Raw genomic sequence first — 26,865 nt, forward strand, 5'->3', positions numbered from 1 at the left:
GTCCCTTACACGTTCAGTTCGGTCGGCCGCGCCTTGCGCAGCCAGTCGGCGACCCACATGCGGGTCAGCGTCACACCGGTGAAGACCGAGGTAAACAGGCCGATGATGAGAACGACCGCGAAACCGCGCACCGGGCCGGAGCCGAAGGCGAACAGCAGTACACCCGCGATGAAGTTGGTGATGTTCGCGTCATAGATCGCGCGGCTCGCTTCCTTGTAGCCGTTTTCCACTGCCGCAACCACGCGCCGCCCCTTCTTGCGCTCCTCGCGCATGCGTTCGTAGATCAGCACGTTGGCGTCCACGGCGGCACCAATGGTGAGCACGAAACCGGCGAGGCCCGGCAGCGTGAGGGTCGTGCCCATCACTGCCATGACGCCCAGGATCATCATCAGGTTGAAGATGAGCGCGATCGTCGCATAGATGCCGAAGCGGCCATAGACGGCGATCATCAGGAGCACGACCAGCCCCGAGCCGACGCCCATGGCGATCAGGCCCTTCTTGATCGAGTCGGCGCCGAGGTCAGGCCCGACGGTGCGTTCCTCGACCACCGTCAGATCGACCGGCAGCGCGCCGGAGCGCAGCGCGATGGCAAGCTGCGTGGCCGACTGCACGGTGAAGCTGCCCGAGATCTGGGCGCTGCCGCCCATGATCGGTTCGTTGATCGAAGGCGCCGAGAGCACCTTGCCGTCGAGGATGATGGCAAAGCGCTTGTTGACGTTCTCGCTGGTCAGCTTGGCGAACTTGGCGCCGCCCTGCTGGTCGAACGTGATCGACACGACTGGCGAATTATTGCGCTGCTCGAAAGACTGCTTGGCGTCGGTAAGCTGGTCACCCTTGATGCCGCCGAGGCGCTTGACCGCCAGCACCGGCACGCCGCCCGAGCCGGGGGCGTTGGGGTCGGACCAGGGCACGATCTCGTCACCCGGAGGGGCGATGCCCTGCGTAATGTCGGTGGGCGCAGCGGTCTCGTCGACAAGCTTGAATTCGAGCTTGGCGGTCTGGCCGAGCAGGTTCTTGAGCGCCGTCGGATCATCGAGGCCGGGAACCTGCACCACGATGCGGTTCTCACCCTGACGGATGATGGTCGGCTCACGGGTGCCCAGCGCGTCGATACGTTTACGCACGACTTCGATGGCCGAATCCATGGCGTTGGAGACAGCCTGCTGCAGGCCTTCGCGAGTCGGCGTCAGGATGAAACGGCTGCCGTCCTCGACCGCGATATCCCAGTCGCGCTGGCCGGTGAGCCCTGCGCCGGTGGTCAGCGGCAGGATCTGTTCGCGCGCAGCATCGACCTGCGCCGAATCCTTGAGCATGAAGCTCAGGCGGCCGCCGGCGCTGGAGATATCGCCGATGCGGATGCGCGGTTCAGCAAGCTTGAGGCGGGCCCGAACCGATTCTTCCATGTTCTCGAGGCGCTGCTGCGCGACCTGCTTTTCATTGGCTTCAAGCAGGATATGGCTGCCGCCGGCAAGGTCGAGCCCGAGGCTGACCTGCGGATTGGGAAGCGCCGAGGGCCACGGGAGCCCCAACACGGAGAACAGGGAAGGCAGCGCGGCGGCGGCGACGACGAGCGTCAGCCCCCAGTACCAGAGCTTCTTCCAGGTAGGAAATTCGAGCATTGCCTGTGGCTTCTCTCCAATCGGGCCCCCGCGCCGGAGAGCCCTGGATTATTCTGCGCTGCGAGAGCTCAGTCGTTCGCGGGCTTGGAGCCGGCCGGCGGGATCACGTCGACGATCGTCGACTTGAGCGCCTTGACCTTCACGCCCTGTGCCAGCTCGACTTCGGCATAGTTGTCGTCAACCTTGAGCACCTTGCCGACGAAACCGCCACCCGTCAGCACCTCGTCGCCCTTCTTGAGCCCGCCGAGCTTGGCCTTGTGTTCCTTCTGCTGCTTCATCTGCGGACGCAGGATGAGGAACCAGAAGATCAGCGCCATGGCGACGAACGGCAGGTACTGGATCCAGGCCGGCGGCGTCCCAGTGGGAGCGGCGGCGGCGAGCTGGTTGAGAATCGAGGTCTGCATTGAACTGAAAGGCCTTCTCGTAATCGACCGGTCAACGGATCAGGGTGCAACTTCACGGCATCGCATACGCCGCACGGCTCACCCGGAATTCCATAACCGGCTTTTTCCGGATGCGGGCGGTTAGCAATAAAGCGCCGCACTGGCAACGCGTGGCCATTTTGCAGTCCGCCTCCCGCCGGTGCGACAGATAGGCCGGTGGCCGGTGCAATCAAGCGTCGTTGAAGACTCTTTATCACGCCGCTTGCGCAACCCGCACGACCTGCCTATAGGCCGCGCTCCGGTCGGGACGTAGCGCAGCCTGGTAGCGCATCACACTGGGGGTGTGGGGGTCGGAGGTTCGAATCCTCTCGTCCCGACCAATTTTCCGAAAGCCCTGATTTTGCGCGGCACGCAGTCGCATTCGGAAAACCGTTTTCCTACACGAACCGTTATGGTTATCTGCTTGCGAGTCACCAACCGGAAACGGGAGACTCGCCCATGCCCCTGCTCGATTCGATCCTCGGCCCCGTCACCCGCATCATCGACAAGGTCATCCCCGATCCCGAAGCGCGCGACCGGGCCAAGCTGGAACTGCTCAGGCTCGACAACTCGCAGGAACTGGAAATGCTGCGCGCCAGTCTTTCGGCGATCATCGCCGAAGCCGGATCGACCGATCCCTGGACAAGCCGTGCGCGGCCGAGCTTTCTCTATGTCATGTACGCGATGATCCTGTGGGCGCTGCCCATGGGCCTGATCAGCGCGGTCAATCCCGGCACCGCCAGCGCCATCACCAGCGGCATCACGGCTTACCTTTCCGGCATTCCCGAACCGCTCTACGCGCTCTTCGGCACTGGCTATCTCGGCTATTCGGCGATGCGCCAGTGGGGCAAGGTCAAGGGCTCGGACCGCTGATGCCTGCAGCAGCCGTGCTTGCACCGCCCCGCACGGCCGCTAAAGGTCTTGGCCTTGGTTCAAACGCATCCTCGGGATTTCGCGCATCATGGCAAGCAAGCTGGTCTATGTCCTCAACGGCCCCAACCTCAACCGGCTGGGCAAGCGCGAGCCCGAAATCTACGGCTCGCAGACGCTGGACGACATCGGCGCCATGCTGGTGGAACGCGGCGAGGCGCTGGGCTGCGAGATCGAGATGCGCCAGTCCAACCATGAAGGCCACCTCGTCGACTGGCTGCACGAGGCGCAGGACGAAGGCGCGCATGCGGTGTTGCTCAATGCCGGCGCCTATACCCACACCTCGGTCGCACTGCTCGATGCGATCCGGTCGGTTTCGGTGCCGGTGATCGAGGTCCACCTATCGAACCCGCACACGCGCGAGGCGTTCCGCCACACGTCATGGGTCGGACAGGCCGCGAAAGGCACGATCGCCGGTTTTGGCGCGCAAAGCTATCTGCTGGCGCTGGAGGCCGCGGCGGAGCTTTGAACTACCCCGCCCTGCGAACCGCCGTTCAACCCAGCGGTACGCCCGGCACGTTCTTCGAGGTGCGGATCGTCAGCGAGGTCTTCACGCTGTCCACGTTGGGCGCGGGCGTCAGCTTGCTGGTCAGGAATTCCTGGAAGCTCTGCAGATCGCGGCTGACGATCTTGAGGATAAAGTCGATCTCGCCATTGAGCATGTGGCACTCCCGCACTTCGGGGAGCGTCTTCATGTGGTCTTCGAAGGCGCGCAGCGATTCCTCGGCCTGGCTCTTCAGGCTGACGAGCGCGAAGACGGTGATCGTGAATCCCAGCTTCGAGGCATCGAGATCGGCGTGATAGCCCTGGATGATGCCCGCTTCCTCCAGACTGCGCACACGGCGCAGGCACGGCGGCGCAGTGAGCCCCACGCGCTGGGCGAGTTCCACGTTGGTAATGCGCCCTTCCGCCTGCAGCTCGGCGAGGAGCCGGCGATCGATTTCATCGAGATTGATCATATAAATTCCCTGGCGGGTGCCGCTGATCGCTCTTTCAATGCAATATCCACATCGAAAACGCCAGCGCACTGTAATATTATTGTTCCTTAACGTAATCGTCCCGCTTTGCAACGCCACAAAGCGAACGCTTCCGATCATCCACGGCTTTGCTACTAGAGAGACTTCCCCGGCCCGGCAGCCTGGGTAGAATGCAAAGTTTGTGTGCCCGTTCCGGCATTTGCCATGGCCGGACGGGACCGCGCTGGAGTTCGGATGCATTTCGACGATCGCCTGGATACGGTCCTGCGCCTCCCCGATTCCGGGGATGGCCTTGCGCGTATTCAGTACCGTCAGCTCATCGACATACTCGGGCGCCTGCCGGCCGATGCCGAATCCGAAGCGCTCGAGGCGGGATTCGCGCGGCTGGCCGCCCTCTCCCTGCGCATCCCGGCAGCGGACCAGGCCCGGCTGCTGCGTCAGCCGCTCCAGCCGATCACCAATCCACGCCTGATCGCCATTCTGGCGCAGGCCGAACCGGGGGTCGCCAGCGCTGCGATCGGCGCCGCGCGGCTCCGCGATTCGGAATGGCTCGCACTGATCCCCGAATTGCCGGTGCGGGCGCGCGGCATCCTGCGCCACCGCCGTGACCTGTCGGCGACCGTCGAGGCGCTGCTGGAACAGCTGGGCGTTCATGACCGGGGACTGCCGCCCGCCACGATGCCTGCCGCAGCAGACGATTACAATTCCGGGGACGTGCTGGAACTGCTCGACATGATCGAGGATCCCCCGGCTCCCACCTCGCTCCACGACTGGGCACAGGCCCGCGCGGCCCGGGCAAAGACAACGGCTGCCTCGCCCGCGTCATCAGCGACCGCCGAGGCCGGCATCGGCGCCATCGTCCGGCGCATCGAGGAATTCCGCAAGGCACGCGAATCGCTGAGTCATGCCGACGCGGGCACCGATGCCCCCCGCCTGCCGCTGGGCGACACCGTTCCGGCCTCCGAAAGGCTCGCGAAAGTCATCGATTTCGCCACCGATGCGGAAGGCCGTATCAACTGGGCGGACGGACCTTTCGCGCCCGCCGTCTTCGGCCTCAACCTCGCCGCGAACGACGACGACACCAGTGCCTCGCCGAATCCCGGCGCAGCCATGCGCAGACGCCAGCCGCTGCGCGCCGCGCGCCTGTCCGTCAACGGAGCCCCCGCGGTCAGCGGCGAATGGCAGGTCGATGCAGTGCCGCGGTTCGATCCTGTCGCGGGCCACTTCACCGGCTATTGCGGCCGCTTGCGCCGCCCCCGCCCGCGTATAACGGACGATGCGGCAGCCGTGGCGCGCCGCGAGGCCGGCCGCATGCGCGAGATCCTGCACGAACTGCGCACGCCAGCGAATGCTATTCAGGTCGCCGCCGAAATCATCCAGCAGCAGCTCTACGGCCCCGCCCCGCACGAATACCGCGCGCTGGCCGCAGCCATCGCCAGCGACTGCGCGCACATTCTAGCCGGGTTCGAAGAGCTCGACCGGCTGGTGAAGCTGGAAACCGGCGCGCAGCAGCTTGAAGCCGGCGAATGCGATCTCGCACAGGCGCTGGCCAAAACGGTCATGAGCCTGCGCTCCTGGACCGATCCCCGCCGCAGCGGCTTCATCGTCGATGCCCATGCCGCTCCGGCCACGCTCCTGGTCCCGCTGGACGACGCCGAGGCAAGCCGCATGATCTGGCGCCTGCTTGCGGTCCTGGCGGGCGCCACTGCCCCGGACGAACCGCTGGCGCTCACATGGTCGGCCACCGGTCAGGATGTCACCGTGCGCATCGCGTTGCCCGCTGCGCTCGCCACGTGCGAGGATGGAGACCTGTTCGGCGCGCAGAACGGAGAGCGCGGACATTCGCTGATGGCAGGCATGTTCGGCGCCGGCTTCACCTTGCGCCTCGCAGCGGCAGAAGCCGCCGCAGCCGGAGGCAGCCTGCAACGCGATGGCGATGCCCTCTGCCTGCGCCTGCCCGGCTTGACCGCTGCAAATGCAGACCATAGCAATGTTGAGAGTTACTCGCAGTAATTCAGACCCTCGCCGCTTTTGCCTGGTGACGATTTCTCAAAGGAAGCGGGGTAGTTGCAGCGCAACGCGCACCGGAGAGTCAGTTTGCCGACACCATCAGGGCCCAATCTTCTGAACGTGCCCGACGCGGGCGCCAGGGCTGTTTTCCATGAGGATTTCGGGCAGCGGTTCATGGTCACGGTCGACACTGAAGAGGAGTTCGACTGGGACGCGCCGCTCGACCGGCATAAACACAGCGTCGTTACGGTGCCTGCCCTGCGCAAGTTCCAGCAGTTCTGCGAAGGCTTTGGCGTCGTCCCGACCTACCTCATCGACTATCCCGTCGCGTGCTCTCCCACCACAGCCGAAGCGATCGGCGAGGCCGTATCCCAAGGGCGAGCCGACGTCGGCGTGCAACTCCATCCCTGGGTCAGCCCGCCGTTTCAGGAAGAGGTTACCGAGTTCAACAGTTATGCCGGAAATCTGCCCTTCGAGCTGGAGCGCGCCAAGTTCCATGCCTTGCGCGACCGGATCGAGCAGGCATTCGGCGTGTCCCCCCGAATCTACCGCGCCGGCCGCTATGGCCTTGGCCCGCGCACGGGCGAGATCCTGCGCGAATGCGGCATTGCCATAGACACGTCGGTGCGCGCACTCTTCGACTACAGCGGCACCGGCGGTCCGAACTACCGTGACCATCCGCTCTATCCCTACTGGGTCGATCAGGAACGCAGCCTGCTCGAACTGCCACTGACCACGGTCTTCTGGGGACCGCTGCGGCAACTGGGCAGCGTGATCTATCCGCATATGTGGCGCGCCCCGTCCATGCGCGGCGTGCTGGCGCGCGCCGGCCTGCTGGAGCGCATCCCGCTCACGCCCGAGGGAATCAGCGCCGAAGAGGCCCTGCGCGGCGTCGACATCGCCATCGACGAAGGCCTGCCGGTGCTGATGTTCTCGTTCCACAGCCCGTCGCTGGCACCGGGCCACACGCCCTACATCCGGACCGACGAGGATCTCGACTCGCTTTATGACTGGTGGCGCACGCTTTTCGGCCATCTTGACCGGCGCGGCGTGAAACCTGTGGGTGTTGCAGACATCATGTCGTCCGTGACGCTTGCCTGATCGCGAAAGCCAAGCTAACGCGCACCGGCCCGGACGGCTCGTGTACCGCCGGGCGCACGGCGGTTGGGGCCTGTAGCTCAGCGGTTAGAGCTGGCCGCTCATAACGGCTAGGTCGCGGGTTCGAATCCTGCCGGGCCCACCACCGTGGACCTGCACGCCCGAAGGGTCGGGGAGTGGCGCAGTCCGGTAGCGCGCCTGCTTTGGGAGCAGGATGTCGCAGGTTCGAATCCTGTCTCCCCGACCAACTTCTGATAATCAGGCGCCATGCCCTTCCGACTTTACAAACCACCTGTTGGCCGGTGGTGCAAAGTGGCAGGCGCAGTGCCATCCACTGAAGGCAGCATTGCGGGATCCGTGCGCAAGAAGCATCGGCCGACCCTACCGCATGTCACAATACGGGACACGCCCCTTCCGAATTCGCTGTGCCCAGAACCTGAGAATCCATGTAAAGTCGCGACGCCAGAGAACATCATCGCAAGATTCACCCCAACGAAACGGGTTTGTTTTCTTCGAACAACTGGCACTGGCGGAAATCACGGACAGTAACGTCCCATCGGGTGCGAACGGCGAACGACCTTATGGATGAAGCACGGCGCATCACCAATTTCGACTATTTGCGCCTGATTGCAGCGGGCATGGTGATTTTCACTCATGGCCTGTTGCTGGCACATGGGGATGAATCCCTCGATCCGCTGGCTCGTGTCTATGCGCCGGGCGTCACGCTGGGCGTACTGGGCGTGATGATGTTCTTTGCGATCAGCGGCTATCTGGTCGCACGAAGCGCAGATACGGCACGCGCGCCCTTGCATTTCGCGATCAAGCGCATCCTGCGCATCTATCCGGGGCTGTTCGTCTGCCTGGTCACCACCGCCTTGCTGATCGGCGCGCCGCTGTCGCTTCTCGGGGTTCATGCCTTTGTCCAACACCTCTACCCGCTGCGCTATGCCGTGCTCGGGCTGCTCGACCCGGCACACGCCACAACACTCCCTACCGTGCATCTCTATGACGATCCCGCCGGCGGGCGCGGATGGTTGATGAACGGCGTGATGTGGACGCTGCGCTACGAACTGATCTGCTATGTCATGATCGGAGTGCTTCTGATCGCGCGCGCGTTGCGCGGCGAGGTGATCACGGCCATCTTCGCCGCGCTGGTGCTCGCCGGTACGCTGCGAATCCATGACGGCCGCCTGGCCGACTTCTTCCTGGTCGTACCGATCTTCTTCGGCGGCGCGGTGATCTATTTTGCCTCAAAACGGATCGGCCCGGTCCCCCTGTGGGCTGCCGCACTGTGCCTGCCATTGGGCTATTTCCTTTACTGGAGCCCATACGGCGCATTGAACTATTATGTCCTGGTGCCGGTCATGACGCTGGCGCTGGCCACGGCACCAGGCCTGCAACTCCCCTCGCTCAGCCGTTTCGGCGATATTTCCTATGGTCTCTACCTCTATCACTGGCCCGTACAGCAGGCGATCAGGGCCTGCGCAGGCGCCCCGCTGAGCGCACAGACGATGCTGGGCATATCGGTGCCGATTGTGATCGCGATTGCCTGGATGTCCTGGACGATAGTGGAGAAGCCGGCACTGGCCCTGCGGGCCCGGCTGCGCTGGCGCCAGCCCCACCCGCCTCTGGGCGCTTCGTCGTAAAGCCGTCAGGGACCGCGAAGGAGCCGGTCGACGGGCCGCCATTACGAAACCCGGCATGTGCCGGAATCACCGTTTGCGATGAGATCGGCGACCACCTGCAATTCGCGCTGTATCTCCCGGCGCGCTGCTTCACCTTCCGTCGTGCCACAGGCCCTGGCCAGCGACGAGGCGAAGCTTGAGAACAAGGCTGCCTCCAGGTTGCCCACCTCACGGCCGCTACCCGCGATCGCCTGAACCGTTCCCCAGGACTTGCGCCCCCGCGTATAGCGGAATTGCGCACCAAACTGGATGAGCGACGGGTCGCGCGCAGCCGCAAGAAAGAGCTCCTGAAGCCCCCGTTCGGCGGGAGTTCGGATGATGAGGCCTGCCATCTCGTCCATATCCGCCACCGGCAAGGGCGCGTCTGCCCCTGTGGGACGGATCTCCCCCCCGCTGACCAGCGACAGGTAGATGGCCTCGAATGCAGCCTCGACAAGTTGCGCCTTGGTCCTGAACCGGTGGAGAACGACACCCAGCGTCACGCCCGCGCGCTGCGCAACCGCCCGGTGCGTCAGGTGCGCCACACCGCCCCTGCCGATGAGTTCGCCTGCCGCGGCTACGATAGCCATCGCGACGGCGTCGCGCGCGGGCAGTGCCGGAACAGAGCGCATCGCCTGCTCGCGCGCGAATTCGCGCCATGGGGCGGCGGGCATCGGCGTCCCGGTCAGCCAGGCGCCAAGCCCCTGCCCGAATTCGGCAAGCCCGGCGCGATCCACGATCCGCCGCCAGTGGAGCATGTGCAACAGACTTTCGTTCTCGAACACGCGCGCGGCCACGATGCTCTCGCAGCCCAGAGAAAACGCCCGGCCCGCTTCCTGCCAGAAGCCAGACCAGAGGCCCTCCCATCCGCCGGCCACGTCGGTGAGCATGTCTCCCGTCGTGGCCAGAACCTGCGCCTCGCGCCAGCTGAAGGCGAGACGCCTTTGCCCGCAGGACCATCCATCCACGAGTTCGGAAAAGAACCCCGCAAACGCGGAACGCTGACCGGGAAAATCCGAGATTTGCCGCAACTGCGCATCGCACCAGCCCTGCGCTTCGGTCTGGGCAAACTCCTGAGCCACCACAAACAATTGTTCCAGAGATCCAAAGTGATGGTAGATCGACGAGACTGGGATTCCAGACACATCGCTGATCCGCCGCACCGACATTCCGGCAGATCCGACCGACTCCCACAAATCCAACACCGTATCGACCAAGCGATCAGATGACGGTTTTTCGACAATTCCTGACAACATAAGGCGCCTGAATTCCACCCTTCTCCTGGTGACGCAATAACAGCTTCACAACAAACAAGCGAGACACCCAACCCACCCTGCGCTTGTCATACTTCGCCAAAAAACTGTCACCCGCCTTACATACACTCGTTCTAGCGGACCCCGGCAACCACGGGGAACCTTTCCATGAAACTGAAATCTTCGATTCTGCTGCGCACGACTGCCCTCGCCGGCGTCGCGGCAGCCGCGCTCACGCACTCATCCATCGCGCTCGCCGACGAGGCGGCCGACGCGGACATGTCCGGCGACGCTATTATCGTCACCGGCACGATCCTCGCGTCGCAGCAGGCCTCGGTCGAAGCCAAGCGCGTGGCCGTCAACATGACCGACGTCGCTTCGGCCGACTCCGCCGCCCGCTTCCCCGACCAGACCGCCGCGGGCGCTCTCGCCCGCCTGCCCGGCGTCGCCGTGCAGCGCGACCAGGGCCAGGAGCGCTACATCCAGGTACGCGGCGCGCCGAACCGCTGGACTTCCGTCTCGATCGACGGCGTGCCGATGGTCGGCGTCGATGAAGGCGGCGACACCCGCGCCTTCCGCTTCGACGCAATTCCTTCGGTGATGCTGTCGGAAATGGTGATCAACAAGTCGCTGACCTCGAACCTGCAGGCCGACGCGATCGTCGCCACGATCGACCTCAAGACTTACTCTCCCCTTGATCGCAAGGGTTTCCACGTCGACGGCGATCTCGGCTACGGCATGATGGGCCACGGCGGCGGCCAGCAGCGTCAGGGATCGCTGCGCCTGTCCTGGTCGAACGACAATGTCGGCTTCGTGCTGGGCGGCTCGCACTACCTGCGCGACCAGATCACCGACAACCGCGAGCCGGGCTATAACGACGAAACAGGCGAGCCGACGGCCTTCTCGGTGCGCAGCTACAAGCTGGAGCGCTACAACAATGGCCTGTTCGGCGGCGTCGAATGGAGCCCGAAAGCGGGCCAGAAGCTCTATGCCAAGGTGATCTGGTCGGAATTCGCCGACAACGAGGAGCGCAACCAGTATGACTTTGCCGTCACCGGCGATACTGTCACCGGCGTCGCCGCCATGTTCAACGACGGCAAGTACCGCAACCGCAACACGATCGCCCTGATCGGCGGCGACTACGACGACTTCAACGGCTTCACCGCCTCGTTCAAGGCCAACTACGCCAAGACCGTCAACACGACCGATCTGCCGCTGGTCCGGTCGAGCATCTCCGGTCTCGGGGACATCACCTACACCCTCAGCGATCCGCGCTTCCCGGTCTTCTCGGACAACGATGGTTCATTCAGCCAGACCATGTCACAAGCGGGCACAATCCTGCTGCCACTGCAGCAGCGCACCGAATCCGACAGCTACACCGTCAAATTCGACATGGCCAAGGAACTGGGCGATCTCACGCTGTCGGCCGGACTGCTCTATGCCGACCGCGACATCGCGGGCAACGTCATCTCGACCAGCACCTACGCGGCTATCGGCTATGTCGGCTCACTGATCGGCCAGCCGTTCAATATCAACGACTATGTCACGAACGACGCCTGGGACACGGACTACCCGCTCGGCCTGTCGCTCAACTACGTCGACAACAAGGCCATGCGCAAGGGCGCGGAAGCCACCCTCGCCGCGATGGCGGCAGCGGGCCTGTTCACCCCGGACAACGTCATTGAAGACTCCACCCGCTACTATCAGCAGGAAAGGACGCTGGCCGGCTATTTCATGGGCACGCTCGTCAAGGGGCCGCTGACCGTTGCCGGCGGCCTGCGCGTGGAAAAGTACAGCATGGACAATTCCGGCTCGCTCAGGATCAACGGCGCCTATACGCCCAGGACCTATTCGAGCGACAAGACCGACCTCTTCCCGAGCCTGAATATCCGGTATGAGGCTTCGAACGACATCGTCCTGCGTCTCGCCGGCCAGCGCGGTGTGTCCCGCCCGGCCTATGGCGCCACGCGTGTCGGCGCTTCGATCAGCGACACGTCCGTGCCGGGCACCATTTCGGGCGGCAACCCGCTGCTCAAGCCCGAATACACCTGGGGCGTGGACAGCAGCTTCGAATGGTATCTGTCGGGCAACGGCATGATCTCGGTCGGTGCGTTCTACCGCTGGGTCGACAACGTGCTCTACAGCGCGCAGGAGCGCGTGAATTCCGACTTCTACGACACCCCGGGCTTCGACCGCTCGAACTACCTCTTCTCCGGCCAGTACAACGGCCAGAGCGGCAAGCTCTACGGCGTCGAATTCAACGTCCAGAAGCAGTTCGACTTCCTGCCGGGCGCGCTTTCGGGCTTCGGCGTTCAGGGCAACCTGACCCTGCTCGACGGCGACTTCAAGGCGCCCGACAAGGATGGCGTGGTACAGACCTACGACTTCCAGGGCATGTCGCGCACGATCGCCAATGCTTCGCTGTTCTACGAGAAGTACGGCCTTTCGGCGCGCGTCAGCTACCAGTGGCGCAGTCACTGGCTCGACACGCTGGGCGGTCTGGGCAGCGGGGAATACCGCGCAGCCTACGACAACCTCGACGTGACGCTGCGCTATGCCGTGACCGACAACTTCACGCTATATGCCGACCTCGCGAACCTCACCAACGAGACCTACGTGGCTTACGCCGACACGCTGGCCCATCCGACCGAAGTCGAACGAATCGGTTCGCGCTACCTGTTCGGCGTGCGTTTCAGCTACTGATGGAAAGGAACGGACCCATGCACCTTTTCAAGACCACCACCGCTCTCGTCACGCTGGCCGTTCTGGTGTCGCCTCCCGCGTTCGCGCGGGAGATGGCCGCCGTCACGCGGCTGGACAGCAGGACCGTCGAACTGGATCGGGGTGATACCGCGCCGGTCTCAGTCTGGATCAGCGCCGATACGCAGATCGACGAAGGAGACCAGCGCGTTGCCGCCACGGCGAAGGACCGCAAGCTGAAGCTGGACATCCCCGCGGACGAGCGCCGCTATGTCATCCTGCTGGGCGAGAACGGCCATACGACCGTCGTGGCCGAGCGCGTGCTGCCGCTCCAGCAGGGCAGCAACTTCCGCGACGTGGGCGGCTACGTCACCAGGGACGGCAAGACCGTGCGCTGGGACAAGGCCTTCCGCTCGGGCGCGATGCCGCTGCTGACCGATGCCGACTATGCGCTGATCGGCCAGCTGCACATCGACAGCGTGGTGGACCTGCGCTCTATCGAGGAGCGCGAGGTCGCGCCCGATCTGGTCGATGACCACACCGGCGCGATGTTCATCGCCAACGACTACTCGCTGAAGCCACTGATGGCCCGCTTCGGCAAGGGCAACGGCGAGAACATGTACTCCGGCATGGAAAAGATGCTGGTGCCGCAGTTCCGCTCACTGTTCCGGCGCCTGCTCGCGGACGAGGGCGCGGTGATCTATCATTGCTCGGCGGGCCAGGACCGCACCGGCATAGCCACCGGCCTACTCTACGACGTGCTCGGCGTGGACCGCGAGACGATCCTCAAGGACTATCACCTGTCCACCGAACTGCGCCGCCCGCAATGGGAAATGCCGCAGGTCGATCCCAAGGACTATCCGAACAACCCGCTGGTGCAGATGTACATGGCGAACAAGGACAAACCGATGAAGGCCGAACCGCTCTACTCCCCGAGCGGCGCGTCTTTCCTCGCGCAGTTCTTCACCTACCTCGACCAGACGTACGGCGGTTCGGAAGGCTACCTGAAGCAGGCGCTCGGCATGAGCGATGCCGACTTAGCGAAGCTGCGCGGCGTCATGCTGAAATAGCGCACAGCGCCTGAACCCATCAGCTTGAGCCCGGCTCGAAGAAATTCGGCGCCGGGCTCTTTGCCTGCAAGCACCGCCAGCGCAACGCGCTATGCACTGACCTCACAGCTCTTGTCATGGAATGTGCGTATTCCTTGATGCTGGGCGCCATCCCGGACGCCACGGCCCAGACCGGCGCAGCTGCAGCAATCTGCCCGCCGCCTTTTTTTGCAGGGCAGAACACCCGTCCCCCCGCATTTTCGCGCTGAATACCTCCGCCGACAGGGTCTCCAGTCAAGTACTTATTCGCACTTGCACAAGACCGCGCTGCCCACACGCGCCAGATTTTCCGGCAAGCGGCCAGATCTCACAACGATGAGCCGCGCACCGGGAATGGTTCTGATGTCAAGACTCGGGGAGCTAACATGATCAGCAAGACTCACTTCGTCCAAGCCCTGGCCTGCAGCGCCTCGCTGCTCGCCTTCACATCGGGAACCGCCCGTGCTGCCGATGCCGAAACGGCAGCCGATGCTGCCGCCGCGAGCGATTCCGGCACCGGCATCTACGACATCGTCGTCACCGCCGAACGCCGCGAAGTGAGCCTGCAGGATGCACCGCTTTCGGTCAGCGCCGTGACGTCGGAAATGCTGAAGTCGGCCAACATCAACGACATCACCGGTCTCAACGGCTCGGTTCCCGGCCTCGTGGTGGCCCGCAGCGGCGGCGGCGAGCGCATCATCACGATCCGCGGCATCGGTTCGGAAACGCCCGAGAACACCAACACCCAGCCGGGCGTCTCCTATCACATCGACGGCGTCTACATCTTCAACTCGATCGCCGCGAGCGCGGCGTTTATCGACGTGAAGCAGGTGGAAGTGCTGCGCGGCCCGCAGGGCACGCTGTTCGGCCAGGGCTCGACCGGCGGCACGATCAACGTCGTCACCAACGATCCGTCGACCGATGTGGTCAGCGGCAATGTCAGCGCCGGCATCGGCAACTACAACTACAAGGAAGGCAGCGCCGCGCTCAACGTGCCGCTGAGCGATACTCTGGCCGTGCGCGGCGCCTTCCAGTTCACGAAGCATGACGGCTATGCCTATGCCACCGAGGTTCCGGGTGTTGCCAAGTACGATCTCGACGACGAGGACAACACCGGCTGGCGCCTCGGCGCCAAGTGGTCGCCGACATCGGACTTCTCGATCACGCTGAACACGATCCAGTACGATAGCAACACCCACGGCCCGGCGCAGAAGAACATTCTCGACCCGGAGACCGATCCGCGCGTGCTGACGCAGGACTACCCCGGTCGTTCGGTGGTCAAGACCGAGTTCTATTCCGCCACGATGCGCTACGAAACGCCGCTTGCCGTGATCAAGTCGATCACGGGCTACCAGAAGCTGCACTCCGAACAGGCCTGGGACGCCGATGGCCTCGACGCCGATCTGTTCTTCGCGCAGACCTACAGCCCGCTCAGCTACGTCGGGTCGACCTACGACCACGTGCCGCTGTGGGCCTCGGACACAAAGAGCTGGAGCCAGGAAATCAACCTGACTTCGAACACCACCGGCCCGTTCAGCTGGGTTGCCGGCGGCGTCTACCTGCACTCCAAGAACAGCCAGTACATCAACGAATACCGCGGATCGGACGACAACATCCTGCGCACGCCGCTGCCGCTGGATACCGCGTGGGACGATCCGGAAGTCGGCATCATCACGTATGCGGAGCTGTCCTCGATCAAGCGTGAACTCTATGCCTTCTATGCGCAGGGCACCTATGAACTGACCAGCCAGCTCAAGCTGACCGCCGGTGCGCGCTACAACCACGACAAGGCATCGGGCATGTTCGACAGCGCCTCGGGCGGTGCATCGAGCCAGACTTCGGGCGCCTATCTGCAGCCTTCGTCGACCGGCAGCCGCTCCGCCCACGCCTGGACCGGGAAGGTGGCGCTGGATTACCAGCTCACGCCTGAGAACATGCTCTACGCAAGCTGGACCCGCGGCTTCAAGCCGGGCGGCATCAACAGCGCCTCGTCGGCGGGCAACAGTTTCTCGATCCTGCCCACATACAAACAGGAAATGGTCGATTCCTTTGAAATCGGCTCCAAGAACCGCTTCATGGGCGACACGCTGCAGCTGAACGCTTCCGCTTTCCTCTACAACTACAAGAACATGCAGTTCCTCGAGGAAGATCCCATCCTGTACGGAGAAGGCATCAGCAACGCCCCGAAAGCCCGTGTCTACGGACTTGAACTCGAGGGAATCTGGGCACCGACCGAAGGCCTGCGCTTCGATACTTCGTTGTCCTGGCTGGAAGGCGAATTCACCTCGCACTACGAGGCGCTCGACCCGGCTGCCGCATCGGCCGCGCAGGTCGCTGCCGGCTATCCGGACTACCTCTTCTGGCTCAACTTTTACTCGGCCGCCCTGGCCCGCGATGCGGCCCGCGCCGACATCAAGGGCAACCGGGTACCCAAGCTGCCCCGCTGGCAGGGTAATATCGCCGCGACATGGAAGGGCAAGGTCGGCCCGGGCGAGCTGACCGCCCGTGCCCAGATGATCTATCGCGGCAAGTACCAGTACCGCCTCTTCAACGATGGTGCGGTCGACCTCACGCCGTCCTACACGCAGGTCAACCTCATGGCGAAGTACGAGCCGGAAGGGACCAATACCGACATCACCCTGCGTGTGATCAACCTGTTCGACAAGAACGGCGTGAACTCGCGGTTCTCCGATCCCTACGGCTCGGCTCAGGTGATGGACACCTACATCCCGCCGCGGCAGGTGATCGTCTCCTTCGGCTACAAGTTCTGACCCAGCCAGACCTCTACGGCCAACAGGGAGGTGGGCGCGGTGACGAAAGTCGCCGCGCCCTTTTCACTTGCACAACCCGCACCGCGATCAAATCTTAAGGCGTGCATCATCAAGAGTATGCACGCAGGCCATGCGAGCGTGTGCACTGTAGAAACCCGCACCGTTCGCCCCCAACGCCTGCAGGAGAATCCATGCCCCGCAATGCCCAGGTCATGCTTGCCGCGTCGCTTGCGTTCTTTTTCGTCACGGCCACGACCTTCACTTCGCTGGGCTATGTCCTCTACACGATGGTCGCGGAACTGGGCTGGTCCAAGGCTTCGGCCGGACTCAGCTTCTCTCTGCTGGGCCTTGCCTGCGGCCTTGCCAGCCCGCTGCCGCCCTTGCTGATGAAGACGATCGGCACACGCTGGACGATGACGGCAGGTTGCCTTGTCCTCGCTGCCGGATTCCTGCTGGCATCGGTCATCACCGATCTCAATTTCTTCTTCATTGCAACTGCACTGATGGGCATCGGCTTCACGCTCGCCGCGCCCTCACCCGCCGTCTATCTGCTCGCGACCTGGTTCCCGCGTACTTCGGCGCGGATGATCGGCTTCTACTTCATGATCGGCTCTTCGGGCGGCATTGCCGGACCGCTGATCGTCGGCACCATCGTCGGCCTCACCGGTGACTGGCGCCTGCACTGGATGGTCATGGCGGTCTGTTCGGCGATCCTCGCCCTCATCTGCTTCGCCTGCATCCGCGATGCCGTGAAAGTGGAGAATGTCGATCAGGTGAAGGAAGCCGGAGGACAGGGAGAACAGACCCCGGCCAAAGGCGGCGCATGGACTGTGCGGAAGGCCCTTTTCACGCCGGCATTCCTGGTGCTCGCCGTTGTCATGACAGTCGTGCAGATGGTCGTCACCAGCACACACTCGATCCTCGTCGCCCATATCGCCAATCTCGGTGAGGGTGCCGCACCCGGCGCCATCGCGATGAGCCTGCTGGCCTTTGCCGGAACCGGCGCAAAGGGAATGACCGGCGCGGTATGCGAACGAATCGATCCCCGCCGCATCCTGGTGCTGGGGCTGTTGTTGCAGGCTGCGGCGATGCTGCTGCTCTGGTCGACGCCGCTCGTGCTCGTTGCTTGCGCCGCCGCCGTGCTGTTCGGCACCGGCTGGGGCATGGCATGGCTTTCGGCCCATGTCCTGATCCTGCGCTATTTCGGTGCCGCTATCGCAGGTGACATGGTGGCCATGGCCACCACGGCCACGACCCTCGCCGTCCTCGGCCCGGTCGGCGCAGGCCGCATTGCCGATGTCACTGGCAGCTATGCGCCCGCCATGCTGGTCTTCGCCATCCTGCTGGCCTGCGCTACCGCCATTGCCGTGATGTTCCTGCGCGCGCCCGGGCCCGCCAGCGTTGAAGCGGAAGCAGAGCCAAACAACGATGCCGCCGCACAGGAAGCCGAACTGTCCGCGCAACTCGCCCCCGCCGAATAAGCGCGCCTGCCAAAAAACACTGCGCCCTGCGCAAAGCCAGCCTGCACCACCGGGGCTAACCTCTTACCCATAATCGGCGGGCACAAAGCCTGTCCGGGTTCGCGCTCACACGGTTCGCCGAAAAGGGAAACTGTCAGAAATGACCCTTCTTACCGACCAGTTCTTCGACAGCTTCGCCAGCTCGATCAAGGCCATCGAAGAAGCCGATACGCTTCCGGCCGAATGCTACGTCGACGAGGAATTCCACCGTTTCGAGAAGGAAGCGATCTTCCATCACGAGTGGCTCTGCGTCGGCCGGGCGGAATGGCTGGAGAACCCGGGCGACTTCTTCACCGTCACCCGCGCCGATGAGCCGATGGTGATCTGCAAGACGCGCGACGGGACGATCAAGGCACTGTCCTCGGTCTGCCAGCACCGCGCGATGCTCGTCGCCGAAGGGCATGGCAATGCCCGCGCCTTCGTGTGCCCCTACCACCACTGGACTTACGACCTCGACGGCACGCTGGTCGGCGCACCGGCGATGAACAAGACCTGCAACTTCGACAAGAAGGCCGCAGCCTTGCCCGAAATCCGCCACGAGATCTGGCACGGCTTCATCTTCATCAACCTCGATCCCGATGCCGAAGCGCTGGCGCCGCGCCTTGCCGGGCTGGAGGCGGTGGTCGCCAACTATGACTTCGCCTCGCTGCGCGGCCCCCGGCCCGAAGAACCCACGGTGTTCCCGTGGAACTGGAAGGTCATGCTGGAGAACAACAACGACGGCTATCACGCCAGCCGCCTCCACGCCGGCCCGCTGCATGATTTCATCCCGAGCGGCCTCGCCAGCTTTCCCGAGATGCCGGAAGGTTCGGCCGGGTACTACCGGCTCAACGGCACGCTGCACAAGAACGCGGCGTTCAACGCCACGCAGCGTTCGGTCTTCCCGGTGTTCCCCAAGCTCACCGAAGAAGAACAAAACCGCCTGCTGTTCGTGAACCTGCCGCCCAGTCTCTCGCTGGTGGTGCTAAACGACACCGTGCTCTACCTGATCATGGACCCGCGCACCGCGGAATCGCACGCCCTCACCATCGGCACGCTGATGGTCCCCGAGGCGATGGACGATCCCCTGTTCGAACTGAAGGTCAAGATGACCGACGAGGCGGTGGAACGCATCGTCGCACAGGACTTCCACGTCGATGAGCTGGTGCAGCAGGGCCTGCGCTCCAAGTTTGCGCCGCGCGGCCGCTATTCCTGGCAGGAAGGCGCGCAGCGGCTGCTCAACGTGTGGCTGGTCGAACGCTACTGGGCCGAATGGAACCGGCGCCGCGGCCCTTCCGCTCGGGTGAAGGCCATTCGCAGCGGCGGGGCCTCCTGACCCGCAGCCTTTCAATTTATTCCTGACGACTGCGGCGCCCGGTTCCGATCGGGCGCCGCTTTTTTGTGCGCTGACCACTGCGCGGATGAGCAGCGCCCGCGATCAAGGTTTTGTGCGCAGCATGCCGAGCAAACATTTCCCGCCGCTCTAGGCAGAAAGAAAGGACCAAAAGGAGCCCTTCGATGACCAACAGCCTGATCTTTTTCGACTTTGCCACCGACGATCCGGACAAGGCCGGCAAGTTCTACGGCGAAGTCTTCGGCTGGGAAGATGATTCCCGCATGGGCGGCCTCTACCACCGCATGGTTCCGGGCGGCTTCTTCCAGAACAAGGACGGTTCCGACAGCGAGATCGGCAACCTGCACTTCGGCGTGTTCGACGCCAAGAACGCACGCCCCCATCCCAATCCCGAAGGCGTCGAGCCACGCACTCTGTCCACCGATGGCCGCAAGGCGCGCATCTGGGTGCTGGTCAGCGACGACGACACGCCCGAGCGCATCCTCGATACCGCCGAGAAACTGGGCGCCACCGTGCTGTGGCGCAACCACTACTGGAAGGAGTTCAACGGCTACAACTGGTGCTTCTCCGACCCCTGGGGCAACGAAATCCTGCTTTGGGTCAAGGCCGGCGAAAACCCGCAGATCCCCAAGGATTTCACGCGCGAGTGATCCCTGCGGGCCTGCGGGCGCGCGACAAGTTCTTGTGCGCTTTCCCGCAAGACCCGCAGGCCCTCCCGACCTAGCGTCGATGATGCAGAAACAAAGCAGAGTCCTTCCGGTCGCACACTGAAGGATGACATGGAGCACCAAGCAATGCCCCGCCTCCCGATCGTCTTTTTCGGACATGGCAGCCCGATGATCGCGCTGGAAAAGAACGCGGTCACGCGCACCTGGCGCGAAATGGCCGAGCGCATCGGCAAGCCGAAGGCAATCCTGTGCATCTCGGCCCACTGGCAGACACGCGGCACGGCGGTGACCGCGATGGCCCAGCCCCGCACGATCCACGACTTCGGCGCCTTTCCGCAGGCGCTGTTCGACATGCAGTACCCTGCGCCCGGCGACCCCGAACTGGCCGCCCGCGTGCAGGAACTGCTCGCACCGATGCCGGTCAAGCTCGATGCAAACTGGGGGCTGGACCACGGCACATGGTCAGTGCTGGTCCATGCCTATCCCGAAGCCGACATTCCCGTGGTCCAGCTCGGCATGGACATTGCCAAGACGCCTGCCGAGCACTGGGAAGTGGGCCGCCTGCTGCGCCCCCTGCGCGATGAAGGCGTGCTGATCATGGGCACCGGCAACATCGTCCACAACCTGCCGGCGATGGACTGGGGCAACCCCAGCGCCGCCCCCTATCCCTGGGCCGAACAGTTCAATTCGGTGATGTGCGAGGCAATTGCCGCCGACACGCCGCAAACCGTGATCGACTACGAAGCGCTGGGTGATGCCGCCCGCCTGTCGGTGCCCGGCGCCGACCATTTCCTGCCGCTGCTCTATGTCCTCGGTGCCCGGCACGAGGGCGAGACGGCCCGGTTCGATCCCCATTTCATCCAGCACAAATCCCTCAGCATGACGAGCGCCCTCATCGGCCCCGCATGACCTCGGGTCGCACACTTCAACCTGCGTCACAGGAGTTCAAATGGCACTGGTCAGTCTAAAGCCCGATTCCGCCAAGGCAGCCGTTCAGCCGAGCGCGCTGCATCATCTCAGGGCCACGCCTGAAACGGTGCACTGGGGCTATTTCTCGCCGGAAATCAAACCGGCGCTCACCGTCAAGAGCGGTGACCTGATCATGGCGCAAGCCGTAACCCACCACGCGGGCGACGATCCGGAGCTGATGTTCGACGACGACATCCGCCGCATCTTCACCGAGATCGATCCGGCCACCCGCGCGCCGGGCTGCCACATCATGACCGGCCCGATCTTCGTGGAAGGCGCGGAGCCCGGCGACATGCTGGAAGTGCGCTATTTCCAGATGAAGCCGCGCTTCAACTACGGCTCGAACCTCGCCGCCAACTGGGGCCATCTCTACGAGGAATTCGGCGAGACCGAGCGCGTCACGATCTACAAGATCGATCCCAACGCCAACACCGCCAGCGCGCTCTACGCCTACGACGTCGAGGAAAAGTACGTCGTGCCCGGTCGCATCACCCATTGCCCGGAATGCGACCGCTCGCCCGCCCTGCCCGGCATCACCCTGCCCGCGCGTCCGCACCTCGGCACCGCCGGCGTGGCGCCTGCGGTCAACGAGCCGGTCAGCACGATCCCGCCGGGCCTCCACGGCGGCAACATCGACAACTGGCGCATCGGCGCGGGCGCGACGATGTATTATCCGGTGCAGGTCAAGGGCGGCCTGTTCTCGATCGGCGATCCGCATGTGAGCCAGGGCGACGGCGAAATCAGCGGCACCGCGATCGAATCCTCGCTCGACGTGCTGTTCCAGATCATCCTGCGCAAGGACTTCGCGTTCCCCTCGCCGCTGCTGGAAACGCCCGACTGCTGGATCGTCCACGGCTTCGGCGAGGATCTCGATCAGGCGATGAAGAGTGCCTCGCTCGACATGCTGCATCTCCTCACCGAGCATCAGGGTCTTTCGCGCAACGACGGCTATTCGCTGATGAGTGTCGCTGCTGACTTCGGCGTGACGCAGGTGGTTGACGGCACTCAGGGGATTCACTGCCGTATCGAGCGGCGCATCTTCCCCGACAAGGGCACCGTCAAGGACCCCGAATAAGCGGCTGCGTGCCGGGCGCAACCCAACCGCCCGGCACGCTTTCATCACGGCCAAGGAACAGACCAGATGGCTTACGAAACGATCGATGTGCGCCCGGTGACAAAGCGGATCGGTGCCGAAATCTTCGGCGTCGACCTCACCCGGCCGCTCGGCAATCAGACCTATGCGGAAATCCGCGAAGCGCTGATGCAACATCAGGTCGTGTTCTTCCGCGATCAGAAGATCGACCACGAAGAGCACCTTGCGTTCGGCCGGGCCTTCGGCAAGCTGCACATGCATTCGGCGGTGAAGGGCCTCGACGACTATCCTGAGGTGGTGCAGATCCACGCCGACGCCCAGAGCAAGTACATTGCAGGCGACAAGTGGCACTCGGACCTGTCTTGCGATCCCGAGCCGCCGATGGGCTCGATCCTCTACATGCACACCATGCCCGAAGCGGGCGGCGATACGCTGTTCGCCAGCATGTATGCGGCCTACGATGCGCTTTCCGAGCCGATGAAGGCGTTCCTCGAGCCGCTGACCGCGATCCACGACGCGAACCCGGTCTACAAGGCGATCTTCCCCGACGTGGACAAGGTCTACGAGTGCAACACCCACCCGGTCGTGCGCACGCATCCGGAAACGGGCCGCAAGCTGCTCTTCGTCAACTCCTCCTACACCACCCGCATCCCCGAGCTGTCCAAGGACGAAAGCGCTGCCGTGCTGGCCTTCCTCTATGAACACATCAAGGATGCGAACTTCCAGGTGCGCTTCCGCTGGCAGCCGCACTCAGTGGCGTTCTGGGACAACCGCTGCACCCAGCACTTCGCTGTGTGGGACTACTTCCCCGAGACCCGCTCAGGCTACCGCGTGACGATTGCAGGCGACAAGCCGTTCTGAGGGTGAGAACCGCACTGCGTCTTGCCGCGGCGGCAATGCTCCTTTCCGCCACGGTGCCAGCGGCGACACAAGCCGAACCTGCCGCAACACATGCAGCCCAGACGCTGAAGGCCGAACTGGACGCGATGGTGGCAGCCGGTGAACTGCCCAATGCCCTCGTGCTCATTGAGCAGGACGGCAAGCCGCTGATCGAGGTTTCGACGGGATACAGTGACATCGCGAAACGCACGCCGGTCACGCGCGATGCGATCTTCCGGCTCTATTCGATGTCCAAGCCCATCACGACGGTCGCCATCCTGCAACTGGCGGAGCGCGGCCTGCTCTCGCTCGACGCACCGGTCGGCACCTACCTGCCGGAACTGGCCGGCCTGCGCGTCTGGGATAACAGTCAGGACGAGCCGGTCCGCACGGTGCCTGCCGACCGCCCCGTGACGATCCTAGACCTGCTCACCCATACCTCTGGCATCACCTACGAGTTCATGGGCGACACGCCGGTCCACCGCTACTACCGCGCGCACGGCGTAGGGCGCGTGACGCTGGCCAGCAGCGGACAGCCGCAGGAAGCTCCTGCCGCATCACTTGGCGAACTGGTCTCGCGTCTTGGCAAGGCGCCCCTGTTGCACCAGCCGGGTAAGCGGTTCAGCTACGGCTTCTCGACGACTGTGCTCGGCGCGGTGATCGAGAAAGTCAGCGGCGAAACACTGGACGCCTATTTCCAGACACACATCTTCGCACCGCTTGAGATGAAGGACACCACCTTTGTCGTCAGCGATGCGCAGGCCGCACGCCTCGTCGTGGAGTACAGCGCCAGTGCGCAGGGTCTCGAGGCGGTCGACCAGCCGGAAACTTCCGAATACCGCGATCCGTCCCGCCTGCGCGACGGTGGTGGCGCTCTCGCCGGAACGCTGGAGGATTACCGCCACTTCGCCGAAATGCTCGCCAACCGGGGCATATGGCACGGCAGGCGCGTGGTGTCCGCCGCCAGTGTCGATGCCATGTTCTCGCCCCGGTTGCGGACCGGAGGCGGGCCGGACCTCGACATTCCCTTCGGCCTTGGTCTCGGCATTGGCGATGCCGGGACAGAGGCACGCGGCGGCGTGCCCGTCGGTGCGGGAAGCTGGTCGGGTTCGGCCAACTCCTATTTCTTCGCCGATCCCGTGCACAAGGTGGTCGCGATCGTCATGACCAACGAACTGACGCCCGGCCCGTTCATGACACGAACGTGGAAACTACGCGCGGCGCTGGACCGTGCGGCGCTGGCAGTGGTGAAACGCTGAAAACCAGCACAAGGCCCGCTCGTCCTGAGCTCGTCGAAGGACCTCGCGCAGCCTTGAGATCAACACCCTTCGACAAGCTCGGGGTGAGCGGTTTTTGATCTGCTGGCTCCTCTTTCCGGATCAGCTCGTAAACAGCGCCTTGCGGATCACCGCATGGACGCCGAAGTTCCCGTTCACCACCTGGCTCACCCCGAAATCGACGCCTACCGACAGCAGCGAGATCGCCTCGTCCTCGCTCAGCTGCTTGGCCGTCATCAGGAAGCGCCGCGCCTTGCGGAACGCATCGCGCATGGCGGCATCGATCGAGCTTTGCTTGTAGACCTCGCTCTGCGCATCCGGGCCGAGTTCCTTGAGGTAGTCGGGATGGCTGAACCCCATGATTACCCATTCGGTCTCGGTCTCTATCAACGGATAATCGACGTCCTTGAGCTGGTCCATCACGCCCGAAGCGGGGTGGTGGATCACCTGAATCAGGGCCGTCATCGAGCATTCGATGGCGGTACCGCACAGTTCACTGTCGCCCTGCGAGGCATGGGGATCGCCCAGCGAAAGCAGCGCGCCCGCCACCTGCACCGGCAGGAACACCCGCGCGCCCGGACCCGTGCGCCAATTGTCGAGATTACCGCCGAACGAGGCCGGCGGCACCGAGTCCACCAGCCCGTCCACTGCCGGCGCCACCGCGATCACGCCGAAGTGCGGCCGGATCGGGATTTCGACGTTGCGCAGCACGTCGTAATTGCGCTCGATGGTCTCCGGATCGACCGGAACACCGGGATAGTCATAGCGCGCGTGCTTGCGGCCAGAGGGGTCGGTCTGCTCGGTCCAGCGGTAGGAATAGACGGCGTGCGCGATCGGCGGCCGCGCGCCGGAGGCCTCGACCTCGTAGATCGTCACGACCTCGCGGCCCTTGGGCTCGGTCAGCAGGTCCTGATAATGAAAGCCCCAGAACGTCGCCGCGTTTGATCCGAAGCACTTGCCCGCAAAGCGCGAATTGCCGCTCGGGCGCGGTTTGAGGTCGAGGATGCGCACTTCGATCAGGTCGCCGGGCATCGCCCCTTCCAGCGCGATCGGGCCGGTGCAGATGTGCACGCCGAAGCCCTCGCCCGGCCCGCGTCCGAACGCCGAGGCATCCATTGGCCCGGCACCGCGCCGGTCGACAGCCTTGCCGCATTCATCCCAGTGATAAACGCTTTCCGCACCGGCATCGCCCTGCACCATGCGCTCGGGATCGTCATTCGCGTGGTGCGTGAGCGTCTCGATCGTGATGAAGTCGCCCGACCGCACGTGCAGCGCGGGCTTCAGGTCCTTGCTGAGGTAACCCCAGTGCACGGTCTCGGGCGAAACCGGCAAGTGGTGGTGCCGCACCGGATGCCCGTCGGCCGCACCAACGGGGATGACCGGCAGAGCCATGACTGCATCGTCATCGCCATCCGACTCGGGTTGGAGCGGTATGTCTGCACCTGCGTCCGCGCTTTCCTCTTCGCCTTCGGCATCGAGCTTGGCGTTGGCCCGCTCGCTGCGCGTTGGGCGGCCGCGGCGGAGCAGTTCGACGGCTTCCTGTTCCTGCGGCTGGGCCTTGCGGTATTCGCGCGGCGAAATGCCGTACTGCTCACGGAAGGCGCGGCTGAACGAGGCGGAATCGTTGAAGCCCCATTCGAACAGGATGTCCGAGATCGACTTCTGCACGTGCAGCGGGCTGCGCAAGTCGAGGCGGCAGCGCTCGAGGCGGCGCACCTTCACATAGTGCCCGAACGAGTCGTTGATCGATTCGAACAGCTTTTGCAGGTAGCGCGGCGAAATCCCGTGTTCCGCCGCCACCTGCTGGTAGTTCAGGTTGGGGTCGGAGAGGCGGATCTCGATCGTCTGGAATATCCGCTCCAGCAGTGCGGCGCGCATGCCCGCGGCACCGCCCATCGCCTTGGCCGGCGCATTGTCGAGCAGGCTGGTGACGAGGAATTCGGGAAAGGCCAGTTCGACAGGGCGCGCCTGATCGGGCGTGATGTCGTTGATCGTGTCCGCCAGCGAGCGCAGCATGCCCGCGAAGACGCGTGCCGTGCCGCTTTCGGTGGCTATCTTGCGCGGCGCGCCGCCGATCGGCGTCTTGAGACGCATCGATAGCTCGCTGTGCGGGACCTGCACGATCAGGCTGCGGTTGTCTCCAGCGAAGGTCAGATGCACCGGAGAATCGCCCTTCCCGCAGATGATGTCGCCATCACCGAGGCGGATTTCCTGCTGGGCATCGCGCATCACCGCACCGCCATCGAGAATCATCGCCAGCCAGTAGGTCTGCGGCTTTTCGCGAAAATCGATCGACCAGGACTGCGGGGTGCCGGTGATGCGGATGAAGTCGATGCTGGTGCTGGAGCGGAACTGAATCAGCTCACCATAAAGCGTCGCCTCATCCGCCTCGTCGAGCGTGATCGACTGACGCTTGAGCGCGAAGCGCCACGCATCGCGGCGCTGTTCCTTCGGGTAGACGTTTGTTGTTATTCGCAATCGAGAACCACCCTCAAATGGGGGCACCCTTCCCGGGACCTGAACTGTTATTCACTTGGCGACTTGGCCCGTGATCTATTCATCGCGCGCGCCATCGGCAAGGGGGCAGTCCGGTC

At 64.0% G+C, this 26,865-nt stretch carries 20 protein-coding genes, 3 tRNA genes and 1 pseudogene; 18 read left to right on the forward strand and 6 right to left on the reverse strand.

What is annotated here, in order from left to right; translation table 11 throughout:
• Nucleotides 1–5: 5 nt before the first annotated feature.
• Both secD and yajC read right to left on the reverse strand, forming a co-directional pair.
• Nucleotides 6–1,619: a protein translocase subunit SecD gene (gene secD / locus MTR64_RS12665; protein ID WP_243994384.1), complete on the reverse strand. Its 1,614-nt coding sequence runs from the start codon at nt 1,617–1,619 to the stop codon at nt 6–8.
• Between the two features lie 68 nt (nt 1,620–1,687).
• Nucleotides 1,688–2,023: a preprotein translocase subunit YajC gene (yajC, locus tag MTR64_RS12670; RefSeq protein ID WP_243994386.1), complete on the reverse strand. Its 336-nt coding sequence runs from the start codon at nt 2,021–2,023 to the stop codon at nt 1,688–1,690.
• Nucleotides 2,024–2,305: 282 nt separating this feature from the next.
• Here yajC and MTR64_RS12675 point away from each other — a divergent pair.
• The 3 genes from MTR64_RS12675 to aroQ all read left to right on the forward strand — a co-directional run bounded on the left by MTR64_RS12675 (nt 2,306) and on the right by aroQ (nt 3,440).
• A tRNA-Pro gene (locus MTR64_RS12675) sits at nt 2,306–2,382 on the forward strand.
• Between the two features lie 118 nt (nt 2,383–2,500).
• Nucleotides 2,501–2,914 (forward strand): holin family protein, encoded by a 414-nt coding sequence (locus MTR64_RS12680; protein ID WP_243994388.1) that lies wholly within the window; start codon nt 2,501–2,503, stop codon nt 2,912–2,914.
• Nucleotides 2,915–3,002: 88 nt separating this feature from the next.
• The gene (aroQ, locus tag MTR64_RS12685; RefSeq protein WP_243994390.1) at nt 3,003–3,440 is read left to right on the forward strand and encodes a type II 3-dehydroquinate dehydratase; all 438 of its coding nucleotides are present in this window, start codon (nt 3,003–3,005) and stop codon (nt 3,438–3,440) included.
• 25 nt (nt 3,441–3,465) lie between these two features.
• Here aroQ and MTR64_RS12690 read toward each other — a convergent pair whose 3' ends face one another.
• The gene (locus MTR64_RS12690; RefSeq protein ID WP_067734863.1) at nt 3,466–3,930 is read right to left on the reverse strand and encodes an Lrp/AsnC family transcriptional regulator; all 465 of its coding nucleotides are present in this window, start codon (nt 3,928–3,930) and stop codon (nt 3,466–3,468) included.
• 252 nt (nt 3,931–4,182) lie between these two features.
• Here MTR64_RS12690 and MTR64_RS12695 point away from each other — a divergent pair, with 252 nt between their 5' ends.
• The 5 genes from MTR64_RS12695 (at nt 4,183) to MTR64_RS12715 (ending at nt 8,702) form a co-directional block, all read left to right on the forward strand.
• On the forward strand, nt 4,183–5,961 hold the full coding sequence (locus tag MTR64_RS12695) for a sensor histidine kinase (RefSeq protein WP_243994392.1): 1,779 nt from the start codon (nt 4,183–4,185) through the stop codon (nt 5,959–5,961).
• Between the two features lie 117 nt (nt 5,962–6,078).
• Entirely contained in the window at nt 6,079–7,059 is a 981-nt protein-coding gene (locus MTR64_RS12700) for a polysaccharide deacetylase family protein (protein WP_419144943.1), read from the forward strand.
• A 66-nt stretch (nt 7,060–7,125) separates the two neighbouring features.
• Nucleotides 7,126–7,201 (forward strand) — tRNA-Ile (locus MTR64_RS12705).
• Nucleotides 7,202–7,226: 25 nt separating this feature from the next.
• Nucleotides 7,227–7,303: transfer RNA gene (locus MTR64_RS12710), tRNA-Pro, on the forward strand.
• A gap of 334 nt (nt 7,304–7,637) precedes the next feature.
• Nucleotides 7,638–8,702, forward strand: coding sequence for an acyltransferase family protein (locus tag MTR64_RS12715; protein ID WP_243994394.1), 1,065 nt, complete (start codon nt 7,638–7,640; stop codon nt 8,700–8,702).
• A gap of 41 nt (nt 8,703–8,743) precedes the next feature.
• Here the strand turns inward: MTR64_RS12715 and MTR64_RS21485 are convergent, their stop codons facing one another.
• Together MTR64_RS21485 and MTR64_RS21565 are read right to left on the reverse strand one after the other, a co-directional pair.
• Nucleotides 8,744–9,802 carry a TetR/AcrR family transcriptional regulator gene (locus MTR64_RS21485; RefSeq protein WP_243994397.1) on the reverse strand — a complete coding sequence of 353 codons (1,059 nt, stop codon included), beginning with the start codon at nt 9,800–9,802 and terminating at the stop codon, nt 8,744–8,746.
• Between the two features lie 15 nt (nt 9,803–9,817).
• Nucleotides 9,818–9,976, reverse strand: a pseudogene (locus tag MTR64_RS21565) (TetR/AcrR family transcriptional regulator); the annotation flags it as partial.
• A 165-nt stretch (nt 9,977–10,141) separates the two neighbouring features.
• Here MTR64_RS21565 and MTR64_RS12725 point away from each other — a divergent pair.
• The 10 genes from MTR64_RS12725 to MTR64_RS12770 all read left to right on the forward strand — a co-directional run bounded on the left by MTR64_RS12725 (nt 10,142) and on the right by MTR64_RS12770 (nt 24,253).
• Nucleotides 10,142–12,676, forward strand: coding sequence for a TonB-dependent receptor (locus tag MTR64_RS12725; protein ID WP_243994399.1), 2,535 nt, complete (start codon nt 10,142–10,144; stop codon nt 12,674–12,676).
• 17 nt (nt 12,677–12,693) lie between these two features.
• The gene (locus MTR64_RS12730) at nt 12,694–13,743 is read left to right on the forward strand and encodes a tyrosine-protein phosphatase (RefSeq protein WP_243994401.1); all 1,050 of its coding nucleotides are present in this window, start codon (nt 12,694–12,696) and stop codon (nt 13,741–13,743) included.
• 404 nt (nt 13,744–14,147) lie between these two features.
• A complete protein-coding gene (locus MTR64_RS12735) occupies nt 14,148–16,532 on the forward strand; it encodes a TonB-dependent receptor (protein WP_243994403.1) in 2,385 nt (794 codons plus the stop codon).
• Between the two features lie 191 nt (nt 16,533–16,723).
• Complete coding sequence (locus MTR64_RS12740) at nt 16,724–18,013, forward strand: CynX/NimT family MFS transporter (RefSeq protein ID WP_243994405.1); 1,290 nt, start codon at nt 16,724–16,726, stop codon at nt 18,011–18,013.
• A 139-nt stretch (nt 18,014–18,152) separates the two neighbouring features.
• Nucleotides 18,153–19,367: an aromatic ring-hydroxylating oxygenase subunit alpha gene (locus tag MTR64_RS12745; RefSeq protein ID WP_243994409.1), complete on the forward strand. Its 1,215-nt coding sequence runs from the start codon at nt 18,153–18,155 to the stop codon at nt 19,365–19,367.
• 182 nt (nt 19,368–19,549) lie between these two features.
• Nucleotides 19,550–20,035, forward strand: a complete 486-nt coding sequence (locus MTR64_RS12750) for a VOC family protein (RefSeq protein WP_243994411.1) — start codon at nt 19,550–19,552, stop codon at nt 20,033–20,035.
• 144 nt (nt 20,036–20,179) lie between these two features.
• Entirely contained in the window at nt 20,180–20,962 is a 783-nt protein-coding gene (gene ygiD, locus MTR64_RS12755; protein WP_243994413.1) for a 4,5-DOPA dioxygenase extradiol, read from the forward strand.
• Between the two features lie 40 nt (nt 20,963–21,002).
• Nucleotides 21,003–22,097, forward strand: a complete 1,095-nt coding sequence (locus MTR64_RS12760; protein WP_243994414.1) for an acetamidase/formamidase family protein — start codon at nt 21,003–21,005, stop codon at nt 22,095–22,097.
• Between the two features lie 66 nt (nt 22,098–22,163).
• Nucleotides 22,164–22,976: a TauD/TfdA dioxygenase family protein gene (locus MTR64_RS12765; RefSeq protein WP_243994416.1), complete on the forward strand. Its 813-nt coding sequence runs from the start codon at nt 22,164–22,166 to the stop codon at nt 22,974–22,976.
• A 35-nt stretch (nt 22,977–23,011) separates the two neighbouring features.
• Nucleotides 23,012–24,253: a serine hydrolase domain-containing protein gene (locus MTR64_RS12770; RefSeq protein ID WP_243994419.1), complete on the forward strand. Its 1,242-nt coding sequence runs from the start codon at nt 23,012–23,014 to the stop codon at nt 24,251–24,253.
• Nucleotides 24,254–24,373: 120 nt separating this feature from the next.
• Here MTR64_RS12770 and MTR64_RS12775 read toward each other — a convergent pair whose 3' ends face one another.
• Nucleotides 24,374–26,749 carry an acetamidase/formamidase family protein gene (locus MTR64_RS12775; protein WP_243994421.1) on the reverse strand — a complete coding sequence of 792 codons (2,376 nt, stop codon included), beginning with the start codon at nt 26,747–26,749 and terminating at the stop codon, nt 24,374–24,376.
• Nucleotides 26,750–26,865: the final 116 nt, after the last annotated feature.

Source organism: Novosphingobium album (ex Hu et al. 2023) (assembly GCF_022832385.1).
Taxonomy (GTDB): domain Bacteria; phylum Pseudomonadota; class Alphaproteobacteria; order Sphingomonadales; family Sphingomonadaceae; genus Novosphingobium; species Novosphingobium album.